The sequence below is a fragment of the Streptococcus pseudopneumoniae genome (assembly GCF_001068775.1).
GTDB classification, from domain to species: Bacteria; Bacillota; Bacilli; order Lactobacillales; family Streptococcaceae; genus Streptococcus; species Streptococcus pseudopneumoniae_N.
On the sequence record NZ_JWAJ01000069.1, the window covers coordinates 1 to 18,925 of the forward strand.

Sequence of the window (18,925 nt, forward strand, 5' to 3'; positions counted from 1 at the left end):
GAGCAGATCCTGTTTGGTTAACCCCAATTTTCCATGATGAATCCAGTAGTAGATGGTAGAAATTCCCACGTTAACCCCTTTAGCCTTGACCATCATTTCAGGAGAAAACTTTTGATTATAATAGTGGAGAATCTTTTCCTTTAGTTCCTTGGTTAAGCTTGATTTCTTGATCGAGCGCTTGCGATTGCTTTCACTCGCTTTTGGATACAAGGGATAACAGATTCTACATTAATGCTTTCTCCGTCAATGAATAATTTTAAAAGTGCTTGCCCCGTTTTAGAAAAAATATCAGAAAGATAACTGGTTAGCTTGATATTGGCCCGTTGTAAGAGATTGTGAATTTCATTTTTAACTTGAGTTTGACGTTGTTTATAAGAACGCATGCGACGTGTCAGTAAACGAAGCTGTACCACTTCAGGTGCAGGAATATAGGAAGGTTCAATTAGTCCGCAACGGCCGAGTTGAGCGATCCATTCAGCGTCCTTCATGTCTGTTTTTCGACCAGGCACATTCTTGATATGTTGAGGATTGGCAAGTACTAAGACGAGATTAGAATCTGAAAAGGATATTAAAGAGAGGGAGCCAATATTGCCCAGTGCTTTCAAAAAAGACATGTGTGACATGATTTTCTACCATCCAAGCTAAGGCATTTTGAAGAGCTAGAGTAGTTGTCCCAAATTTCTTCTGAATTTTCTTTGGTTTATTGGTATCTAGTGGACCATCTAGAATACAACAAACGATAGACTTTTGGTGGACATCAATACCACAACACATTTCAATCATGACTTCCATTATAAAAACCTCCTGTTAACTATTTGAACAATAGAACAAGAGGCTAATTGTAAGATATTTTCATGCTCAAGGCATATTCGAGTTATCTTATGACTCTTGTTCATCCAGTTTTTTATACAGGCTAGGAGAAGCCCTATTAAACACCACGGATTTGTATTGTTCAGCTTAATTATAGAATAAACTTCTTTTTCTGCCTGCTTAGAGTTTTTTTATATTCCTAGACCTAAAAATAAAAATGGAACTATTACTAAAAATGATTGAAAATTTCAGAAAATTTGGTAAAATTATATAAAAAGAGTTATCTACGAATATTATATTACCGAAATCTAAAAACGTTCAGTTTTTAATCGAGTTATTTTATATATAAATAATGAGAGTTATTTTTGTAATAGTAGCTAATAGAAAATTCCATCGCTTATTATCATTTATGAAAATTTTAGAAATGTTAAGATAACTATATGAAGATTTTCGAAAAAAATTTTAGGAGAATTCGGAAATTAGTTGAAAGTTTTCTTAAAAGGTAGTATAATAGAAATATAGAAAACGCTTACAATAAAAGGGGGATTTATGGATAAATTAGAAGCTTTAAGAACTTTTACCAGTGGTGAAAATTTCCATCTTCAACACTATTTAGGAGCGCATCGTGAAGAAAGAGACGGTGAGTATGGCTATACATTCCGTGTCTGGGCGCCAAATGCGCAGGCTGTCCATCTTGTTGGTGATTTTACTAACTGGGTTGAAAATCAAATCCCCATGGTTCGTAATGAATCTGGAGTTTGGGAAGTTTTTACAACTTTAGCTCAAGAGGGGCATATTTATAAATATCATATTACTCGTGCTAATGGTCATCAGCTTATGAAGATTGATCCCTTGGCAGTACGCTATGAAGCTCGTCCAGGAACAGGGGCAGTTTTAACAGAAATTCCTGAGAAAAAATGGAAGGACGGTCTCTGGTTAGCTCGCAGAAAACGTTGGGGATTTTTCGAAAGACCAGTCAATATCTATGAGGCGCATGCAGGATCTTGGAAGAGAAATCCTGATGGGACACCTTATAGCTTTGCTCAACTCAAAGAAGAGCTCATCCCCTATCTTGTTGAGATGAACTATACTCATATCGAGTTTATGCCTTTGATGGCTCACCCACTTGGTTTGAGTTGGGGATACCAGCTTATGGGCTACTTCGCTTTAGAGCATGCCTATGGTCGTCCTGAAGAGTTTCAAGACTTTGTTGAGGAATGTCATATCAACAATATCGGAGTAATTGTGGACTGGGTACCGGGACACTTTACCATCAATGATGACGCTTTGGCTTACTACGACGGCACACCGACTTTTGAATACCAGGATCATAATAAGGCTAACAACTACGGTTGGGGTGCACTTAACTTCGACCTTGGTAAAAATGAAGTCCAATCTTTCTTGATTTCTAGCATTAAGTTTTGGATTGATTTCTATCACCTAGATGGTATTCGTGTTGATGCCGTAAGTAATATTCTCTATCTAGATTATGATAATGCTCCATGGACCCCAAATAAAGACGGTGGCAATCTCAACTATGAAGGCTATTATTTCCTTCAACGTTTGAACGATGTTATTAAGCTAGCTCATCCGGATGTTATGATGATTGCAGAGGAGTCTTCTTCAGGTACCAAGATTACTGGCATGAAGGAAATGGGTGGACTAGGATTTGATTACAAGTGGAACATGGGGTGGATGAACGATATCCTACGTTTCTACGAAGAAGATCCAATTTATCGCAAGTATGACTTTAATCTTGTAACTTTCAGCTTCATGTATGTCTTTAATGAAAATTATCTCCTACCATTCTCACATGATGAGGTTGTACATGGTAAGAAAAGTATGATGCATAAGATGTGGGGTGATCGTTACAATCAGTTCGCTGGTTTGAGAAACCTCTACACTTATCAAATTTGTCACCCTGGTAAGAAATTACTCTTCATGGGTAGTGAGTTTGGTCAATTCCTAGAGTGGAAATCCGAAGAGCAATTAGAGTGGTCTAACCTAGAAGATCCAATGAATGCCAAGATGAAATACTTTACATCACAGTTGAATCAGCTTTATAAAGACCACCGTTGTCTTTGGGAAATTGATACAAGCTATGACGGTATTGAAATTATTGATGCGGATAACAGAGATCAGAGTGTTCTTTCCTTTATCCGAAAAGGCAAGAAAGGCGAGATGCTAATCTGTGTCTTCAATATGGCACCGGTTGAACGTCCTGATTTCACAATTGGACTGCCAGTTGCAGGTATTTATGAAGAAATTTGGAATACAGAGTTAGAACAATGGGGTGGTGTGTGGAAAGAGCATAACCAAACTGTTCAAACTCAAGAAGGATTGTGGAAGGATTATGAGCAGACTTTGACATTCACCTTGCCAGCTATGGGAGCAAGTATTTGGAAAATCAAACGTCGCATAAAACCTACTAAGAAAGTCGCTAATAAAACTCAAAAAGGAGTAGAAAATGAAGAATGAAATGCTAGCTTTAATCCTTGCTGGTGGGCAAGGAACTCGTCTCGGTAAACTCACTCAAAGCATTGCTAAACCTGCCGTGCAATTTGGTGGGCGCTACCGTATCATTGACTTCGCTCTTTCAAACTGTGCCAACTCTGGTATCCATAATGTTGGGGTTATCACACAGTATCAACCACTAGCTCTCAATAGCCACATTGGTAATGGTTCTAGTTGGGGTCTAGATGGTATTGACACCGGAGTTTCTATCCTTCAACCCTACTCTGCAAGTGAGGGGAACCGTTGGTTTGAAGGTACAAGTCATGCCATTTACCAAAACATCGACTATATCGACAGCATCAATCCTGAGTATGTTTTGATTCTTTCGGGTGACCATATCTACAAGATGGACTACGATGATATGCTCCAATCACACAAGGACAATAATGCCAGCTTGACAGTTGCTGTCTTGGATGTACCATTAAAAGAAGCTAGCCGTTTCGGTATCATGAATACAGATGCTAATAATCGTATTGTCGAATTTGAAGAAAAACCAGCTCAACCAAAATCAACTAAGGCCTCAATGGGTATTTATATCTTTGATTGGAAACGACTTCGCAACATGCTAGTTGCTGCTGAAAAGGCTAACCTAGATATGTCTGACTTCGGTAAAAATGTTATTCCAAACTATCTTGAAACTGGTGAAAGTGTCTATGCTTATGAGTTCAATGGATACTGGAAGGACGTTGGTACTATCGAATCTCTATGGGAAGCAAATATGGAATATATCTCTCCAGAGAATGCTCTAGATAGCCGTAACCGTCAATGGAAAATTTATTCTCGTAACCTCATCGCTCCACCAAACTTCCTTGGAGAATTCGCTCAAGTAGAAGACTCTCTTGTAGTGGACGGCTGTTACGTAAATGGTACAGTGAAACACTCTATTCTTTCTACAACTGCTCAAGTTCGTAAGGGAGCAGAAGTTGTTGATTCTGTCATCATGAGTGGAGCAGTTATCGGTAGAGGTGCTAAAATTACACGTGCAATCATCGGTGAAGGTGCAATTATTGCCGATGGTGTTGAAATTGATGGTACAGAAGAAGTACAAGTAGTCGGATATAACGAAGTAGTGGGGGTAGCAACAGATGAAGATTGATAAATATTCAGCGATTTTAGGAAATACCGTTGGTTTCCATGATATGTCAACCTTGATAAGTAACCGTCCAGTGGCAAGTTTGCCATTTGGAGGAAAGTATCGTTTGATTGACTTCCCACTTTCAAGTTTAGCAAATGCTGGGGTTCGTAGTATCTTTGGAATCTTTCAACAAGATAACATCAGCTCTGTATTTGACCATATTCGTTCAGGTCGTGAGTGGGGCTTAAATACCCTTCTTAGCCACTACTATCTTGGAATCTACAATACTCGTGTAGAAAGTAGCACTGTTGGTAAAGAGTACTATCAACAACTTTTGACTTACCTAAAACGTTCAGGTTCAGACCAAACCGTTTCCTTGAACTGTGATGTTTTAGTGAATATCGATCTCAATCAAGTTTTCCATTTGCATAATACAACTAAATCACCAATCACAGTAGTTTATAAGAAATTACCTAAGAAAGATATTTCAGAAGTAAATGCAATCCTTGATATTGATGAAACTGACCATGTGCTTTCTCACAAACTCTTTGATAAAAAATCAGACCAAGAATACTACAACATGTCGACAGATATTTTTGTAGTAGACACTCAATGGTTGATTAAGCGTTTGGAAGAAGAAGCTCAAAAAGAATATCCAGAAAAATTACGCTATGTTCTTCGTGATTTGGCAGCAAAAGAAGGTGCTTTTGCATATGAATATACAGGTTACCTAGCAAATATTCATTCAGTAGAAACATACTATCAAGCGAATCTAGATATGCTTGATCAGCATAAATTCTACTCTTTGTTCTCACCAAATCAAAAAATTCATACTAAAGTTAAAAACGAAGAACCTACCTACTATGCATCAGGTTCAAAAGTGAACACATCTCAATTTGCTTCTGGTAGTATCATTGAAGGTGAAGTGGATAAATCTATTATTTCGCGTAATGTTCGAATCAATAAAGATAGCTTGGTTAAAGAGTCTCTTATTTTCCCTCGCGTTATCGTTGGTAAAGGTGCACAAGTCGAGTATGCAATCGTTGATAAGGGTGCTGAAATAGCTGAGGGAGTTGTCATTCGAGGTACAGCAGAAAACCCTGTTGTCATCAAAAAAGGCGAAAAAGTAACAGAGGATGTCCTTTCATGAAAATTTTATTTGTAGCAGCCGAAGGAGCCCCTTTTTCTAAAACAGGTGGCTTGGGAGATGTTATCGGGGCTCTTCCAAAATCATTAGTTAAAGCTGGTCATGAAGTTGCTGTTATCTTACCTTACTATGATATGGTAGAAGCTAAGTTTGGTGATCAGATTGAGGACGTCCTTCAATTCGAAGTTTATGTTGGCTGGCGCAGACAATTTTGTGGAATTAAGAAAACTGTTTTAAACGGTGTTACTTTCTACTTTATTGACAATCAATATTATTTCTTCCGCGGACATGTGTATGGAGATTTCGATGATGGTGAACGTTTTGCCTTCTTCCAACTTGCAGCCCTAGAAGCTATGGAGCGTATTGGATTTATCCCTGATGTCCTCCACGCTCATGACTACCATACGGCTATGATTCCTTTCTTGTTGAAGGAAAAATACAGATGGATTCAAGCCTACCAAGGAATCAAGACTGTTTTGACCATTCATAACTTGGAATTTCAAGGTCAATTCTCTGAAAGTATGCTTTGGGACTTGTTTAGAGTTGGTTTCGAACGTTACGCTGATGGAACAGTTCGTTGGAATGATTGTCTTAACTGGATGAAGGCAGGTATTCTCTATGCAGATCGTGTATCAACCGTGTCACCGAGTTATGCTTATGAAATCATGACTACAGAGTTTGGTTGCGGTATTGATCAAATTCTTCGTATGGAATCTGGTAAGGTTTCAGGTATTGTTAATGGTATAGATACAGATTTGTACAACCCAGAGACGGATGCTTTACTTGACTATCATTTTAATAAAAATGATTTGTCAGGAAAGGCTCAAAATAAAGCAAAACTTCAAGAAAAAGTTGGTCTTCCAGTACGTTCCGATGTACCAATGATTGGTATTGTATCTCGCTTAACTCGTCAAAAAGGTTTTGATGTGGTAGTTGAGAGCTTGCATCGAATGCTTCAAGAGGATATTCAAATCGTTCTTTTGGGAACTGGAGATTCAGGATTTGAACAAGCCTTCTCTTGGTTTAGTCAAGTATTCCCAGAAAAACTTTCTGCCAATATCACTTTCGATGTGAAATTAGCTCAAGAGATTTATGCAGCATGTGATATTTTCCTCATGCCAAGTCGCTTTGAACCATGTGGACTTTCACAAATGATGGCCATGAGATATGGAACCCTTCCTTTGGTAAATGAGGTTGGTGGTCTTAGAGATACTGTTCAAGCCTTTAATCCAATTGATGGGACAGGTACAGGCTTTAGCTTTAATAACCTAACTCCATACTGGCTCAACTGGGCATTGCAAACAGCTTTGGATGTTTATCACAACCATCCTGATGTTTGGAAGAACATGCAAGTTCAAGCTATGGAATGTGATTTCTCTTGGGATACAGCCTGCAAGTCATATCTTGATTTGTACCATAGCCTAGCAAACTAAATAGTTAAAATCGTATGATACCTTCATACGATTTTTTGAGATTCTGAAAGTAAGGCAATTATATGAAAAAAATTAAAGGACTCTGTGTACTGGATGTTGATGGGACACTAATAGAAGAGGAAGTTATTGATTTGTTGGGGAAAGAAGCAGAGTGTGAAAATGAAGTAGCTCTACTGACTGCCCAAGCTATGAGGGGAGAACTAGATTTTGAAGAAAGTCTGAGAAAACGTGTTTCTTTATTACAAGGACTATCTGTCGATAAATTTGAACATCTTTATACACAAGTTCATTTTAGCAAGAATGCCCAAGAGTTCGTTAAAATTCTTCAAAAACATGATATTGAGGTCGGTCTAGTTTCAGGTGGATTTATACCTATTGTCAAAAGTCTTGCGACTGAACTTGGTATTAGCCTTATTGCTGCAAATCGTCTTGAAGTAAAGGATGGATTTTTGACAGGAAAACTTGAAGGAGAAATCATTACTAGGGAAGTCAAGGAAGAGACTCTAGTAAGATGGGCTGATGAATTAGTGGTACCACTCGAAAGAACCATTGCTATTGGAGATGGAGCTAATGATTTAGCAATGTTAAAGAGAGCTGGAATCGGCATTGGTTTTTGTGCCAAAGCAATCGTGAAAGAGGAAATTCCCCTTCAAATTGAAGAAAGGGATTTCTCAAGAGTATTGAAGCTGATAGATTTATTTTGATTAGAAAGGAGAGTGTATGAAAATTGTTATCGCACCTGACTCTTTTAAGGAGAGTCTCCCTGCAAGTGAAGTAGCTAAAGCTATCAAACGAGGCCTTCAAAAGGCTCTACCTGAATCGGAATGTTTGCTCTTACCTGTTGGCGATGGTGGAGAGGGGACTGTCAATGCTATTAAGAATACACTAGGTCTTATAGAAAACACTGCTTTTGTGACAGGCCCCTTTGGAGAAGAGGTGCAAATGCCTTATGTTTATAAAGAAAATCTCGCTTTATTTGAAGTTGCGGACTTGATAGGCCTTGCTAAAATTCCTATTGAAAAAAGAAATCCCCTGAAGATTCAAACAAAGGGAATTGGTCAACTAATCCTGCATTTAATAGAGCAAGGGATGAAAGAAATCTATATCGGAGTTGGTGGGACATCCACTAACGATGGTGGGATTGGTATTGCTTCAGGACTTGGTTACCAGTTCTATGACAAAAATGGGAATGAACTTCTAGCTACTGGTCAATCCTTGTTTGAAATTACTGATATCTCAAAGGAGAAAGCTATATCTATTCCTTCTGATGTGCGAATTAAAATCTTAGCAGATGTGACAAATTCACTCTGTGGACCACACGGTGCCACTTACACATTTGGGAAACAAAAAGGATTAGATCCAACTCAATTTTATGAAGTTGATTCTGCTATTGAAAACTTCCATCGTAAAGTTGCCCCTGAAATCTTAAAGCTGGAAGGAGCTGGAGCAGGCGGCGGTATTGCAGCTGGCTTATGTGCTTTTGCTGGAGCAACAATTGTGTCTGGTATTCAAACTTGTTTAGATCTAATCGGTTTTGATCAGAAGGTTGCGGATGCAGATCTTGTCATCGTTGGTGAAGGTAGGTTAGACGCTCAAAGTCTTGCCGGCAAGGCTCCAATCGGTGTAGCAAAAAGAACACCAAATGGTGTTCCAGTTATTGCTATTTGTGGGAGTCTGTCAGAGGATTTACCACCCTTACCATTTGAAAATATCGTTGCAGCCTTTTCTATACTAGAAAAAAGTGAACCACTGGAAGACAGTCTGAAAAAGGCAACAGTCTATTTAGAAAACACAGCTGCAAACATTGGTCAGATCTTAGCTTTGAAGAAGCATTAACCAAACCATTTTTTCCAAAAAGAAGTAGGAGCTTTGGTCTCTTTTTCTTGCCACAAGTTTGGAAAGGCCTTTTTAAGATCTTTTTCATTTATTTGAACAGGGGCATCACTATGAATAATCAAGCCAAAAGGGGATGAATTGTGATCTTCTGAAATGATAGTCGCTTGGCAGTCAGCATCTTTGGCTTGTTTTAGATAATAGACCTGCTTTTCAAATACTACCTGAGGAGAAATTTTGACAAAAAGAGGTTCAGTTTCTTTTTTTAGACTCACTAAAATAGATACATAACCCTTTTGAAATTTATCATCATTAGCTGTTTCAAGGTCTGCATAGCCAAGGACCCTTTCCTCGAAAGTTCCGAGAAAACGCCTTTGTTCGTCTGGATTTAGTTTAAGCCCGCCATGAGCTTTTTCTAATATTTGTTTAGATACGTCTGTCATAAAAATAGTATATCATAAAATAAAGGAAAAAACAGATAAAAGAAAGCGATTACTTTATCGACTTAAGGAAAAATTGCACAAAGATAACGTTTTTCCTTGAAAAACGATGATTTTTAAGGTATCATAGAGGTGTAAAAAATTTAACTCAATAAGGAGAGTATAAAATGTCAATTATTACTGATGTATACGCTCGCGAAGTCCTAGACTCACGCGGTAACCCAACACTTGAAGTAGAAGTTTACACTGAATCAGGTGCTTTCGGACGTGGTATGGTTCCATCAGGAGCTTCTACTGGTGAACACGAAGCAGTTGAACTTCGTGATGGTGACAAATCTCGTTACGGTGGTCTTGGTACACAAAAAGCTGTTGACAACGTAAACAACATCATCGCTGAAGCAATCATCGGCTACGATGTACGTGACCAACAAGCTATCGACCGTGCTATGATCGCACTTGACGGTACTCCTAACAAAGGTAAATTGGGTGCAAACGCAATCCTTGGTGTGTCTATCGCTGTAGCTCGTGCTGCTGCTGACTACCTTGAAATCCCACTTTACAGCTACCTTGGTGGATTCAACACTAAAGTTCTTCCAACTCCAATGATGAACATCATCAACGGTGGTTCTCACTCAGATGCTCCAATCGCTTTCCAAGAATTCATGATCGTACCTGCTGGTGCACCAACATTCAAAGAAGCTCTTCGTTGGGGTGCTGAAATCTTCCACGCTCTTAAGAAAATCCTTAAATCTCGTGGCCTTGAAACAGCTGTAGGTGACGAAGGTGGATTTGCTCCTCGTTTCGAAGGAACTGAAGACGGTGTTGAAACTATCCTTGCTGCTATCGAAGCTGCTGGTTATGTTCCAGGTAAAGACGTATTTATCGGATTTGACTGTGCATCATCAGAATTCTACGATAAAGAACGCAAAGTATACGACTACACTAAATTCGAAGGTGAAGGAGCTGCTGTTCGTACTTCTGCAGAACAAATCGACTACCTTGAAGAATTGGTAAACAAATACCCAATCATCACTATCGAAGATGGTATGGACGAAAACGACTGGGACGGTTGGAAAGCTCTTACTGAACGTCTTGGTGGTAAAGTTCAATTGGTTGGTGACGACTTCTTCGTAACAAACACTGCTTACCTTGAAAGAGGTATCGCTGAAGGCGCTGCTAACTCAATCCTTATCAAAGTTAACCAAATCGGTACTCTTACTGAAACATTCGACGCTATCGAAATGGCTAAAGAAGCTGGTTACACTGCAGTTGTATCACACCGTTCAGGTGAAACTGAAGATTCAACAATCGCTGACATCGCAGTTGCAACTAACGCAGGTCAAATCAAGACTGGTTCACTTTCACGTACAGACCGTATCGCTAAATACAACCAATTGCTTCGTATCGAAGACCAACTTGGTGAAGTAGCTGAATATCGTGGATTGAAATCATTCTACAACCTTAAAAAATAATCTCTTTATGAGATGAGGGGCTATAAAGCCTTTGAAATAAGCACTTTGGGGCGCTTTCCCTTAGTGCTTTTTATAATTTAATACCCTTTTTGCTACCCCTACTAATTTTTGGTATAGTAAGAGGGTAGCCCGGAAATGGGTCACCCTTATTCTTTATAAATTGCTGATAGCTGTTTCATAATTTGAGACGGCTTTTCTTGCATTCTCTTGGTTAGTATGCCAGTAAGTATTTTCAGTGATCATTAAATTAGAGTGTCCCAGTCTGTACTGAACATCTTTAGGGCTAGCTTGAGCGTAGAGCATCATAGTAGTATGTGTATGGCGGAAACCATGAAATGATACGTTAGTTACTCTAGCAGCATCAAAATGCTTATTTAGGCGTTTGCGTAAGTTACAAGCATAAGCATATTTTTCTGTAAATACAGAGAATACAACCGTTTCAGATCGGCCTAATTTCCAAGACTGAATTTGTTGACGGTTTTTGTATTGTTTCAGTAAAAGTAATGTGGCTTTGTCTATTGGTATATCTCGATAACCAGCGCTTGATTTAGGTGAATTTATTTCCTGATAGCGGTTTAGTGTCTTATTGATGCTGATAACACCGCTTTCTAGGTCAATATCAGACCATTCAAGAGCTAGAGCCTCACTAATACGGCAACCAGTGGCCAATAAAGTCTTATACAGAACAACATCAAATAAGTTCTCATAATTTGATTGATCCAGAGCATCTAAATAATCAAGAAACTGTTTTAATTCTTTGTTGTCTAAGTATTTGACAGTAGCCTTTTCTTTCTGCTGTTTGCGTGGAACGATGACATCATTAGCTGGGTTATATTGTATTACCTGGATAGCTACGCCATATTTCAAAATACGCTTATTCATGTTATGGAGCAAAGAGTAGTTAGCAAATGCTCCTTTTTCGCCTTTATTTGCCTTGTCAGCCCATTTATTTACTTGCTGTTGAAGAATAGGCGTAGTGAGTTTAGAAAGCTTGTAATCGCCAAATACGGGCAATAAATGCACTCTAACAAATCCATCCATAGATTGTCGAGTATTTGGCTTAACTGTATTCTTGTAACTATCCCACCAAACTTTTACAAGCTCATTATATGTTGTAATTGTCGGCTTGTCTTTAACTGTATAGCCATTAGCAGCAAAAGTATTGATCGCATCACGCGCTTTTACTTTAACGCCCTTTTTAGTGGTTGCTGTAACAGTTGTACGGGCTTTTTTGCCCGTTAGTTGGTCAACGCCTAGATAAACACTAGCATAATAAACTCTTTGGCCATTCTTTTTGATTTTCTCTTTGATATTCATGTATTTGTACCTTTCTTTCCATCAGCAGGCAAGGCGCGTGATTTTGTTAGGTATTTATACACGAGTAACTGTTATTATTCGATAATTGGCTTTATTGCTTATTTTCAAAGTAGTTTTTGAATTGTTCAAATTCATGTTTCATTGTAATGTTTTGAATTTGAATATCTTTTAATTTTAGAAGTGCTTCTGATGAGGTTTCTAATTTGGTTATTTCACCAGCTAAAGCTATTAAGAATTCACTTATTTTTTCAAAAGAGAACTGTTTTTCTGGATTAAGTGCTTTTACAACATTATCCAACTGATTGTTTACCTCTATCACAGCAGATTTGTAGAGCTCCAAGTAATGTTCATACTGCTCATCAGTTCTTTGTATGACAGTCGGTAACGTTTCATATAGTGCGCTATTTATTTCTTTTTCATAGCCTAGAAGATATGGGACAGTTACACCGAAATAATCTGCTAGAAGTTGGGCTTTGTCAGCTTTGGGAACTCTTTCGCCGTTTTCCCAGCGTAAAATTGTTAATTTAGTAACACCAATAATTGATGCTAGCTCTTCTTGTGTGAGCTTTTTCTCTTTTCTTAAAGTTTTGATATTGGTACTATTTGTGACTTTTAATTCACCCATTATATGACCTCCGTTTCAATAAGATTATAACATAAAATCTAAAAATGTAGCCAAAAATATATTTTTTTATTAAAACACTTGACAAAGTAACCGTTTAGATATAAAATAACCTTGTAATTAAATATCCGTTCGGATACAAAAAGAGAGGAGGAAATACATGATTATCACTGAAAATCAAGCTAAAGCTGTGCGTCGTAAGCAAGCAGATAGCATGTTGACAGCTAAAGCGGCAGCACAGGCTATTGGTATTAACCCAATCACTTATAAAAAAGTGGTACAGGGTGGAACAGTTAAGAAAACGGTTTATACGAAAGTCATGGAATGGCTAGCAAAAGGCTATTAAGGTACAAAAAAGCCGTGTACAGGCGACCAAACCAACGTACACGGCTAAGGAAAAATAACAAAACTCAAGCAAAGGCAAGGCGCGTGGTTTTGTTAGGTATTTAGTAAGGGAGAGAAAAACAATCCTCCCCTTATCAAATATTACTATTCTAATTTTACCAAAAATAAAGGAAAAAATCAAAAATGGCATTGAGTACACAAAACATCAAGCAACAAGGCGACAAAATAGCTAAGTTACTCCCACATATTGAAATTATCCAACAGCTAAGTAAAGCTTTATTACTTGCTGATAATTCTGGAGTAGATAGCACAGTTTTACACCATCAAATGAAACAAGCATTTAGCGTTATTTTTGAAATGACAGATCAAGCATATCAAGAATTAGACCAGATCGCTTGTAAGTTGATAAATTGTAATGATAAAGAATTGGAGGTTATTACACAACATGAACGATAAGATTTTAAGTAGCTATGAATTGCTATGTACTGAGCTAGAAAGTGTAATTAGCACTTTAGAGATATCTATTACTGATATTGACCAAGACAAAACAACAGATCTTGTAACGGTAGCAATCAATGGGCTAAAGTATCTTGTTTTAGAACATACAGAATTATCAGATAGATTTTTCAAGGAGTTCAGCAATGAATGAATTAAATCTAACACCAACACAAAGTATTATCTTAATTATTATATGCTTGTTTATTCTAGTCCTATTATGGAATTATGAAAGCTATATAGAGCTTGATATTACTCCCAAAATTGATAGAGTGGAGGGAAACACCGCAGACCATGTAAAAGAGCGCTACGGGGCATATATTTCGTTCTCAAACAAGGGTTACAATTAGGAGGGTAGTATGGCGACATTTTCAGTTGAATTTGAACAGGGTTTATTAGATAGAGTTGATAGACTAGCACAACAAAAGCTGGAGCTAGAGAAGAAGTTACAAAAGAAAACAGGTTTAATCACTGCTAAGGAACTCAAAGATGAGCTAGATATTTCTGGAACAACATTAAAAAATTGGATAGATATTGGGCTTGTATCGTATCAATCCCCTTTTGAAAGCAGCAAGAAACTTTATTTTAAGGTTTCTGATGTGATTAACTTTCTTACTGTACGCTAGGAGGTCTATTTTGAAAGTGGTTGTTATTGATGGTGATGGATGGAGAGGTAGAGCCCATTACTCACCTAATTTAGATGTGGTATTTATCAGTGATAAAGTACCAGGAAACATGCGCGATGAATCGATCGAACGTGTAACAAAATTAAATCATAGAACAATTTGGAGGTAAAAGCGAATGGTAAAAGAACATTATACCGTAACTCATACGATGGCAGACGGGACAAAAAGAGATAGTATTGCTGGATATGTTATCCCTGACGATAACCCAGTATATGCACTTTTTAGAAAAGTAAATGAGCGTAGAATGGAGGAGATGCGAAAAAATGGCAACCAGTCTGCAACCATTGATATACCAAAAGGGTGCATAGGAGAGGATAGGAGAGGTAATCTTATAGAGCAGTTTGAGGAGGCAATGAAATGAATGAGCTAGATTTAACCAATACACAGGCGGTTATCTTTTCCGTGGTATTGATTGGCTTGCTGCTTTATCTAAACCACCGAGACCGTCAAAAAAGCGCCCAATTTGAGCGAGAAAGCAAACAGATGGAAACACCTAGCGAGGATTTAAGCCCTGATTATGGGCGATATATTCAGCTTACAGGGATCAATGTATGGGGAGGCATTGAATGAGTTTAACAGATAATCACAAGAGAGTATTAAAACTCATCAAGTTAGAGAATTATAAATGAGCAAGGGAGAGGACAATGGCAAAAACAAAAGTCTATTTCTGGCTAAAAATTGATAAGAAATTTTTTGATAATATTTTTATCAAGAGGCTAAAGACGGTACCTGGCGGGTACACCATGACAGTCATTTATATTAGGCTTATGCTAGAGAGCTTGGAAAGTGACTGTATTTTATACTATGAGGGCTACTTTGACAATCTCAAGGAAGAGCTAGCCCTAAAATTAGATGTATCGGAAGATGATATAGATATGACCATGGCATACTTTACTAAGTGTGGTCTAATACAAATTGATGAAGATAAAAACGCAGAACTACCACAGGCTAAAGCCTTGGTACAGCAGGAAACCAACCAAGCAGCATACATGCGAGAATATCGGAAACAGCAACGAGAACAAAAGGAAAATTTTACAATGTCATCTGACAATCTTACATTGTTAACTACATGTAAGACAGAGATAGAGATAGATATAGAGAAAGAGATAGAGCTACAGCTAGAGCTAGAGCAAAAAGAGGCTAACGCCTCAAAAAATGTTGGTGCTGGCGGTGGCAAAAATCTAATCTTTGAAAAACTCAAACAAGCTTTTGGTGAAATGTCGGTTAATGGGACAATGATAGCAGAGGTTGAGGATCTACTAGAGATTCATGGTCAAGCGTTGTTAATCTATGCCCTCGATGAAACTATCTTAAATGCTGGAAAGTCTATCAGATATACACGTTCAATTCTTGAAAGATGGCAGGGGCAAGGACTTAGAACAGTCGAGCAAGTCAAGAAAGATAAAGAGGCTTATGAAACTAAAAAGCATCTCCAACATCAAGCAGAACCTATTAGCCGTGAAGAATGGCTAAAAACACGAACAGAAGAAAACCCATTTTAGGAGGATGAGCAATGGAAAATAAATTTGAGCAATATAACAACAGAAAAATTAGTGATAAGGTATGTGAAGTTCACAAGGTCAATTATTGGCAAATATCAACGCCAATAAGAGGCAGTAAGGAACGAAGTATACATGAGTTTTGTCCTGAATGCACAAAGGGACTAATAGAAAGGCAAGAGCAAGAGGGAGTTAATAATAGCCTAAATGCTGAGACCTACCTAAAAACCTATAATGTGCTTATGCGAGACAGTACGATCCCTAGAGAACTTAAAGAGGCTAGCTTTGAGAATTTCATAGCTGAGACAGCCGAGGAAAAGCAACTATTAGCATTTGCTAGGGATCAGGTAGATAAATACCTGGACGGTATGACAGGGAATACCCTATTTACAGGTTCTACAGGCATAGGGAAAAGCCATTTAAGCGTTGCCATTGCTAAGGCTATAAACGAGGGCTACAAGGCCAAAGGAGAGCTTAAAAGCGTGTTATTTGTCAATCTAACAGAAATCCTTAGACGAGTTCGAGAGAGCTTTAACGCTCCTACTAGTCTAGAGGGGCACTACTCAAGAATGCTGAAAGAGGTTGATTACCTGGTACTTGATGATTTAGGTATAAAATCGGACAACGCTAGTAGTAAAGGTAAATCAGTTTGGGAAGAAGGGTTTATTTTTGATATTCTCAGTAATCGAGATAAAACCATTATTACTACAAATCTAAGTAGCTCAGAGATTGCTAGCTTGTATAGTGATCGAGTGGCCAGCCGTGTCAGAACTGGCCTAGAGGGTAACTTTTTCAAGTCATTCACGATCAAGGATAAGCGATACTCAATTAATCAGTTAAAAAACAAAGTAAAGCAGTTAAACTGAAGTAATTTTCTTACAAACCTAAACAAAACTAGATACTTTTCCTGGGGTGAGAAATCACCCTCTTAAAAAAATTACTATGCTTTCCTTGGCCAAACTAATCAAGCATGGTAATTTAATCAATGACGAAAAACAACTATTGGGTACACAAAAAGGGTAGTATTTTATAACACGAACCTTAAAAACCTAGTCAAATCAATAGACTAGAGATATTCAGATTATAATAAATTAAAATAAAGGAGAAATTCATGACTGAAAACAAGGATAATAAATTATTAGAAATGATGGAGAAAGGCTTTGTTTTATACTCAAAAAATGGTATAATAAAGTACATTGAAATTCCAGAACATGGCAGTATTAAGCTAAAAGCTCAAGATGGGCAGATAGTTTATAAAGAAGTGACCAACGGAGAACAATGTTAATAAATACTGACTGGAAAAACCAGAGGTATGATAATTGAGTTTAACACTCTTTTGTCATACCTCTTTTATTTTTTGTCATAAGGAGGATAACATGACACTTACAACAATTAAAAATGACATTCAAGCATTTGGGAAGAAAAAATTAGAATATATGCGTGGTTATATTGCAATGCAGGAAGATTTTCAAGACAAATTACATAAACAGTTAATCGGAAAAGTGTATGCAGAAGAAACGCTTTTGAAATATAAAAAAGATGCGGAAAATTATTCGCACAATACCGCTCAAATGCTTTATCAACAACTAGAAAAGGAGAAAAATATTGAATTAGCAAACATTAAATCAAAAGAAGAATCTATTACAGCGGATGATGTAGCTGACTTAACTTTGTTTTCTAGTATTAAATCAACAGCAGTAGAAATGAAAGAATATCTAGAAAAGTATAAGAATAAACCTTTAGCAATTAGAAAGCTAGAGGATATTATCAGAAACGATACTACTCTTGCCTATATTGAAATCGATATAGATCAATTCAAACAACAAAATCTTCTTGAAAAATTAATCATTTTCTTTACTAGGAAAATTAATTACTTCCATGATGGTTTATATATCAACGGTGATAAGATTGATTTAATGCAACATGAGATGATTGTTGAAAGCAATATTGAGTCGCTGGATGAAGAATTGCGTAAATATCTAGCATAAGAAATAAAGGGGGAACCCTTTATTTTGATAACAAGGAGGTAATAGATGGCAGGAAATGAAAATGATGGCCTTACATCCAAGCAAATAAAATTCATAGATGCCATGCTTACTGAGCCAACGATAGATAAAGCGTGCCAAAAAGCAGGGGTGTCAAGGGCAACAGGGCATAAGTATCTAAAAGTTGCAGCTGTTAAAAAGACATTGAGACTAAAACAAGATGAGATGATGGATAAAACTACACAGATGCTATATCTAGCCTCATCCAATGCTGTTTCTGTACTCAATGATATTATGATGGATGCCAAGATTAACCCTTTTATAAGAACTCAAGCAGCAAAAGCTATACTTGAACAATCATATAAAACTCATGAAATTTTTGGAGTAGTAAGACAAATTGAAGAATTGAGGTTAGAAATTGAGGAAGTATCTAAAGGAGATCAAAGAGTTACAAGAACTCAAGGAATTATTAAGTAGTAGAAATACGCCTGAAGTTATCATCATCGAGGGTAACGATGATTTGGGAGAATTTTTCCAAGTTGATGGTGAGTTGTTTAGTGATATTGAACTTTTAGAAAACCTTAAAAAGTGGCGTGAATGGGAAGTGCAGGTTATCGTTGATGATTGGTGTAACCGTAGTCTAAATGAAGATGAAACAGGAATTTTATATTTTCCAACGCATGAGGATAAAATGGACTATATCCGATTTAACAAAGGTTTAGAACCTTTATATCACGCGCTAGATGAACCTTATACAACAATCTCAAAAAGTGAGTGGTTAAAGCTATTAGATTGATAATTTAGGAGGTAATCATGCCAAAGAAGAAAATTGAGCGTATTTCAGTAATTCACAGAGAAAAAATTTTATGGCTCAAGTGGTATTTCATGAGAGATAAAGAAAATCCTAAGTATAGTGTCCTTGAGCGTAAAATGTTTGATGCTGCTAAAAATAAAGATATGCTAGCTTATAAAAAATACGCTACGATTAAGCAGATAACAGATATTAGGGTACAGACAAGTGAAGACGATATTTTAACGGCCATTAAAGAGGTCTATGTGTATAATCACATGAATGTTATCGGAGCTTGTCAACGGATATTATTTGTTAGTCAGTCGCCAGCCTATAACAAGCTGAATAAATGGTTTGAGATATATTCTGATTTGTATTTTAGTGTTGTGCCTTTACCGAATATGGGAGCGTATCATGACTTGGTAGATATCTAGTTGATTGTATGATAAAATATAATAAACT

The 18,925-nt window shown here is 37.3% G+C and carries 25 protein-coding genes and 2 pseudogenes; 21 read left to right on the forward strand and 6 right to left on the reverse strand.

Annotated features, from left to right (window positions below):
• From ADF68_RS10320 to ADF68_RS11170, 3 genes and pseudogenes are all read right to left on the reverse strand, one after another.
• Positions 1 to 186, reverse strand: a pseudogene (locus tag ADF68_RS10320) (IS30 family transposase); the annotation flags it as partial.
• The gene (locus tag ADF68_RS02205) at positions 153 to 623 is read right to left on the reverse strand and encodes an IS110 family transposase (RefSeq protein WP_342585431.1); all 471 of its coding nucleotides are present in this window, start codon (positions 621 to 623) and stop codon (positions 153 to 155) included. The pseudogene ADF68_RS10320 and the gene ADF68_RS02205, both read right to left, overlap by 34 nt.
• Positions 550 to 792, reverse strand: a complete 243-nt coding sequence (locus tag ADF68_RS11170) for an IS110 family transposase (protein ID WP_080979362.1) — start codon at positions 790 to 792, stop codon at positions 550 to 552. Before ADF68_RS11170 ends, ADF68_RS02205 begins: the two co-directional genes overlap by 74 nt.
• 567 nt (positions 793 to 1,359) lie before the next feature.
• Here ADF68_RS11170 and glgB point away from each other — a divergent pair.
• From glgB to ADF68_RS02240, 6 genes are all read left to right on the forward strand, one after another.
• Complete coding sequence (gene glgB / locus ADF68_RS02215) at positions 1,360 to 3,288, forward strand: 1,4-alpha-glucan branching protein GlgB (protein WP_049548462.1); 1,929 nt, start codon at positions 1,360 to 1,362, stop codon at positions 3,286 to 3,288.
• A complete protein-coding gene (locus ADF68_RS02220; RefSeq protein WP_049548463.1) occupies positions 3,278 to 4,420 on the forward strand; it encodes a glucose-1-phosphate adenylyltransferase in 1,143 nt (380 codons plus the stop codon). Before glgB ends, ADF68_RS02220 begins: the two co-directional genes overlap by 11 nt.
• Positions 4,410 to 5,549: a glucose-1-phosphate adenylyltransferase subunit GlgD gene (gene glgD, locus ADF68_RS02225; protein WP_049548464.1), complete on the forward strand. Its 1,140-nt coding sequence runs from the start codon at positions 4,410 to 4,412 to the stop codon at positions 5,547 to 5,549. The genes ADF68_RS02220 and glgD overlap by 11 nt, the downstream gene beginning before the upstream one ends.
• A complete protein-coding gene (glgA, locus tag ADF68_RS02230) occupies positions 5,546 to 6,979 on the forward strand; it encodes a glycogen synthase GlgA (RefSeq protein WP_049548465.1) in 1,434 nt (477 codons plus the stop codon). Before glgD ends, glgA begins: the two co-directional genes overlap by 4 nt.
• A gap of 62 nt (positions 6,980 to 7,041) precedes the next feature.
• Complete coding sequence (gene serB / locus ADF68_RS02235; RefSeq protein WP_049548466.1) at positions 7,042 to 7,683, forward strand: phosphoserine phosphatase SerB; 642 nt, start codon at positions 7,042 to 7,044, stop codon at positions 7,681 to 7,683.
• Positions 7,684 to 7,699: 16 nt separating this feature from the next.
• Positions 7,700 to 8,815, forward strand: coding sequence for a glycerate kinase (locus ADF68_RS02240; protein WP_049548467.1), 1,116 nt, complete (start codon positions 7,700 to 7,702; stop codon positions 8,813 to 8,815).
• Here ADF68_RS02240 and ADF68_RS02245 read toward each other — a convergent pair.
• Positions 8,812 to 9,255 carry a DUF1694 domain-containing protein gene (locus ADF68_RS02245; RefSeq protein ID WP_049526659.1) on the reverse strand — a complete coding sequence of 148 codons (444 nt, stop codon included), beginning with the start codon at positions 9,253 to 9,255 and terminating at the stop codon, positions 8,812 to 8,814. The two genes, ADF68_RS02240 and ADF68_RS02245, sit on opposite strands and share 4 nt — an antisense overlap.
• Positions 9,256 to 9,419: 164 nt before the next feature.
• Here ADF68_RS02245 and eno point away from each other — a divergent pair, with 164 nt between their 5' ends.
• A complete protein-coding gene (gene eno, locus ADF68_RS02250) occupies positions 9,420 to 10,724 on the forward strand; it encodes a surface-displayed alpha-enolase (protein WP_000022825.1) in 1,305 nt (434 codons plus the stop codon).
• Positions 10,725 to 10,877: 153 nt separating this feature from the next.
• On the opposite strand, the gene ADF68_RS02255 is transcribed toward eno, so the two are convergent.
• Positions 10,878 to 12,041 carry a tyrosine-type recombinase/integrase gene (locus ADF68_RS02255; protein WP_049548468.1) on the reverse strand — a complete coding sequence of 388 codons (1,164 nt, stop codon included), beginning with the start codon at positions 12,039 to 12,041 and terminating at the stop codon, positions 10,878 to 10,880.
• 91 nt (positions 12,042 to 12,132) lie between these two features.
• Entirely contained in the window at positions 12,133 to 12,666 is a 534-nt protein-coding gene (locus ADF68_RS10130; RefSeq protein WP_053090647.1) for a helix-turn-helix domain-containing protein, read from the reverse strand.
• A 157-nt stretch (positions 12,667 to 12,823) separates the two neighbouring features.
• Between ADF68_RS10130 and ADF68_RS02265 the strand changes: the two genes are divergently transcribed.
• From ADF68_RS02265 to ADF68_RS02325, 14 genes and pseudogenes are all read left to right on the forward strand, one after another.
• Positions 12,824 to 13,009, forward strand: coding sequence for a hypothetical protein (locus tag ADF68_RS02265; RefSeq protein ID WP_049548469.1), 186 nt, complete (start codon positions 12,824 to 12,826; stop codon positions 13,007 to 13,009).
• 182 nt (positions 13,010 to 13,191) lie between these two features.
• Positions 13,192 to 13,464, forward strand: a complete 273-nt coding sequence (locus ADF68_RS02270; RefSeq protein ID WP_049548470.1) for a hypothetical protein — start codon at positions 13,192 to 13,194, stop codon at positions 13,462 to 13,464.
• Positions 13,454 to 13,657 (forward strand): hypothetical protein, encoded by a 204-nt coding sequence (locus tag ADF68_RS02275; RefSeq protein WP_049548471.1) that lies wholly within the window; start codon positions 13,454 to 13,456, stop codon positions 13,655 to 13,657. Before ADF68_RS02270 ends, ADF68_RS02275 begins: the two co-directional genes overlap by 11 nt.
• A gap of 205 nt (positions 13,658 to 13,862) precedes the next feature.
• Positions 13,863 to 14,129 (forward strand): hypothetical protein, encoded by a 267-nt coding sequence (locus ADF68_RS02285; protein WP_049548473.1) that lies wholly within the window; start codon positions 13,863 to 13,865, stop codon positions 14,127 to 14,129.
• A gap of 10 nt (positions 14,130 to 14,139) precedes the next feature.
• Positions 14,140 to 14,298: a hypothetical protein gene (locus tag ADF68_RS11175; RefSeq protein WP_186823194.1), complete on the forward strand. Its 159-nt coding sequence runs from the start codon at positions 14,140 to 14,142 to the stop codon at positions 14,296 to 14,298.
• A gap of 6 nt (positions 14,299 to 14,304) precedes the next feature.
• Positions 14,305 to 14,439: pseudogene (locus tag ADF68_RS11675) on the forward strand (BOW99_gp33 family protein); the annotation flags it as partial.
• Positions 14,440 to 14,546: 107 nt separating this feature from the next.
• A complete protein-coding gene (locus tag ADF68_RS02295; RefSeq protein WP_049548475.1) occupies positions 14,547 to 14,759 on the forward strand; it encodes a hypothetical protein in 213 nt (70 codons plus the stop codon).
• Between the two features lie 74 nt (positions 14,760 to 14,833).
• On the forward strand, positions 14,834 to 15,691 hold the full coding sequence (locus ADF68_RS02300; protein WP_049548476.1) for a phage replisome organizer N-terminal domain-containing protein: 858 nt from the start codon (positions 14,834 to 14,836) through the stop codon (positions 15,689 to 15,691).
• 11 nt (positions 15,692 to 15,702) lie between these two features.
• Positions 15,703 to 16,554, forward strand: coding sequence for a DnaA ATPase domain-containing protein (locus ADF68_RS02305; RefSeq protein ID WP_049548477.1), 852 nt, complete (start codon positions 15,703 to 15,705; stop codon positions 16,552 to 16,554).
• Between the two features lie 245 nt (positions 16,555 to 16,799).
• Entirely contained in the window at positions 16,800 to 16,973 is a 174-nt protein-coding gene (locus ADF68_RS11185) for a hypothetical protein (RefSeq protein WP_186823193.1), read from the forward strand.
• A 91-nt stretch (positions 16,974 to 17,064) separates the two neighbouring features.
• Positions 17,065 to 17,676 (forward strand): hypothetical protein, encoded by a 612-nt coding sequence (locus tag ADF68_RS02310; protein WP_065426683.1) that lies wholly within the window; start codon positions 17,065 to 17,067, stop codon positions 17,674 to 17,676.
• Positions 17,677 to 17,721: 45 nt separating this feature from the next.
• A complete protein-coding gene (locus ADF68_RS02315; RefSeq protein ID WP_049548478.1) occupies positions 17,722 to 18,150 on the forward strand; it encodes a hypothetical protein in 429 nt (142 codons plus the stop codon).
• On the forward strand, positions 18,092 to 18,469 hold the full coding sequence (locus ADF68_RS02320; protein WP_080979363.1) for a hypothetical protein: 378 nt from the start codon (positions 18,092 to 18,094) through the stop codon (positions 18,467 to 18,469). Before ADF68_RS02315 ends, ADF68_RS02320 begins: the two co-directional genes overlap by 59 nt.
• 17 nt (positions 18,470 to 18,486) lie before the next feature.
• Complete coding sequence (locus ADF68_RS02325; protein WP_049548479.1) at positions 18,487 to 18,897, forward strand: hypothetical protein; 411 nt, start codon at positions 18,487 to 18,489, stop codon at positions 18,895 to 18,897.
• Positions 18,898 to 18,925: the final 28 nt, after the last annotated feature.

Coding starts and splice junctions, on each gene's coding strand:
- ADF68_RS02205 (WP_342585431.1), bottom strand. CDS start 623: ATGTCACACATGTCTTTTTTGAAAGCACTGGGCAATATTGGCTCCCTC.
- ADF68_RS11170 (WP_080979362.1), bottom strand. CDS start 792: ATGGAAGTCATGATTGAAATGTGTTGTGGTATTGATGTCCACCAAAAG.
- glgB (WP_049548462.1), top strand. CDS start 1,360: ATGGATAAATTAGAAGCTTTAAGAACTTTTACCAGTGGTGAAAATTTC.
- ADF68_RS02220 (WP_049548463.1), top strand. CDS start 3,278: ATGAAGAATGAAATGCTAGCTTTAATCCTTGCTGGTGGGCAAGGAACT.
- glgD (WP_049548464.1), top strand. CDS start 4,410: ATGAAGATTGATAAATATTCAGCGATTTTAGGAAATACCGTTGGTTTC.
- glgA (WP_049548465.1), top strand. CDS start 5,546: ATGAAAATTTTATTTGTAGCAGCCGAAGGAGCCCCTTTTTCTAAAACA.
- serB (WP_049548466.1), top strand. CDS start 7,042: ATGAAAAAAATTAAAGGACTCTGTGTACTGGATGTTGATGGGACACTA.
- ADF68_RS02240 (WP_049548467.1), top strand. CDS start 7,700: ATGAAAATTGTTATCGCACCTGACTCTTTTAAGGAGAGTCTCCCTGCA.
- ADF68_RS02245 (WP_049526659.1), bottom strand. CDS start 9,255: ATGACAGACGTATCTAAACAAATATTAGAAAAAGCTCATGGCGGGCTT.
- eno (WP_000022825.1), top strand. CDS start 9,420: ATGTCAATTATTACTGATGTATACGCTCGCGAAGTCCTAGACTCACGC.
- ADF68_RS02255 (WP_049548468.1), bottom strand. CDS start 12,041: ATGAATATCAAAGAGAAAATCAAAAAGAATGGCCAAAGAGTTTATTAT.
- ADF68_RS10130 (WP_053090647.1), bottom strand. CDS start 12,666: ATGGGTGAATTAAAAGTCACAAATAGTACCAATATCAAAACTTTAAGA.
- ADF68_RS02265 (WP_049548469.1), top strand. CDS start 12,824: ATGATTATCACTGAAAATCAAGCTAAAGCTGTGCGTCGTAAGCAAGCA.
- ADF68_RS02270 (WP_049548470.1), top strand. CDS start 13,192: ATGGCATTGAGTACACAAAACATCAAGCAACAAGGCGACAAAATAGCT.
- ADF68_RS02275 (WP_049548471.1), top strand. CDS start 13,454: ATGAACGATAAGATTTTAAGTAGCTATGAATTGCTATGTACTGAGCTA.
- ADF68_RS02285 (WP_049548473.1), top strand. CDS start 13,863: ATGGCGACATTTTCAGTTGAATTTGAACAGGGTTTATTAGATAGAGTT.
- ADF68_RS02295 (WP_049548475.1), top strand. CDS start 14,547: ATGAATGAGCTAGATTTAACCAATACACAGGCGGTTATCTTTTCCGTG.
- ADF68_RS02300 (WP_049548476.1), top strand. CDS start 14,834: ATGGCAAAAACAAAAGTCTATTTCTGGCTAAAAATTGATAAGAAATTT.
- ADF68_RS02305 (WP_049548477.1), top strand. CDS start 15,703: ATGGAAAATAAATTTGAGCAATATAACAACAGAAAAATTAGTGATAAG.
- ADF68_RS11185 (WP_186823193.1), top strand. CDS start 16,800: ATGACTGAAAACAAGGATAATAAATTATTAGAAATGATGGAGAAAGGC.
- ADF68_RS02310 (WP_065426683.1), top strand. CDS start 17,065: ATGACACTTACAACAATTAAAAATGACATTCAAGCATTTGGGAAGAAA.
- ADF68_RS02315 (WP_049548478.1), top strand. CDS start 17,722: ATGGCAGGAAATGAAAATGATGGCCTTACATCCAAGCAAATAAAATTC.
- ADF68_RS02325 (WP_049548479.1), top strand. CDS start 18,487: ATGCCAAAGAAGAAAATTGAGCGTATTTCAGTAATTCACAGAGAAAAA.